Here is an 817-nt window from a genome sequence, read left to right on the forward strand (position 1 = left end):
CTGACAAGCCCGCTTAAAATAGGCGAGGCAGGCTCAATCACTGTCACATTCCACAACGAAGGAAAGGCCGTTAAGGACGATTTCAAAGTCGCTGCCTTTGCTGCACCAAATGATCCGTATGACGTTCCGCTTTTCAAGTGGGCCGAGGCCGGTCTTCGAGAACCGTCTGTGGCCAGAGTGGCGAAGACAATTGTTATCCAGCAATCCAAAGTAGACCGCAAGCTTGGACACCTGGCACCAACGGATTTGACAGCTGTGCTTTCAGCATTGGCCAGATTCCATAACTAAGGAGGCTAGAGGCATTGAAGCAATTAAAAATAACACTGCTCCTGGTACTTATTATTTGCATGCTGCCGATTGGCACCGCGGCAGCAGCTGATCCGCCGACAGTAAGCTTGAACGGTAAGGCGATATTATTTGATGTTGCGCCCATCAATGATAACGGCCACGTCTTGGTGCAGTTTCGTCCGCTCATTGAGGCACTCGGCATGACGGTAGCATGGGAGGCCAAGACAAAGAAAATTACAATCCATGACGGTCCGTGGCCCATTGAAATTCAGATTGGCGCGAAATCGGCCAAGGTCAATGGCGAGTCCGTTACGCTGGACATGCCTGCACGTATTGTGGACGGGGTGGCGATGGTGCCGCTGCGTTTTGTTAGTGAGGCTGCCGGTAAGCGTGTGACCTGGGACGATCAAGCGAATCGAGTGGAGCTTTCGCCGGGAATCGACGTTAGGGCCAAGACGCTGCAGCTCGGCGGCACGTCTTACGACCCGACGAACTATTCTTTCAAAAACGGACGGTATGCTACGACGAT

General features: G+C 52.6%; 2 protein-coding genes. Both read left to right on the forward strand.

The annotated features are described in order from the left end of the window. Positions 1–288 (forward strand): type II toxin-antitoxin system PemK/MazF family toxin (locus tag WBG83_RS22515; protein WP_336747631.1); only part of this gene is annotated, 288 nt, incomplete at its 5' end. A gap of 14 nt (positions 289–302) precedes the next feature. Further along, positions 303–817 (forward strand): copper amine oxidase N-terminal domain-containing protein (locus WBG83_RS22520; RefSeq protein WP_336747632.1); only part of this gene is annotated, 515 nt, incomplete at its 3' end.

The organism is Paenibacillus sp. y28 (assembly GCF_037137075.1).
Classification (GTDB): domain Bacteria; phylum Bacillota; class Bacilli; order Paenibacillales; family NBRC-103111; genus JBBBNV01.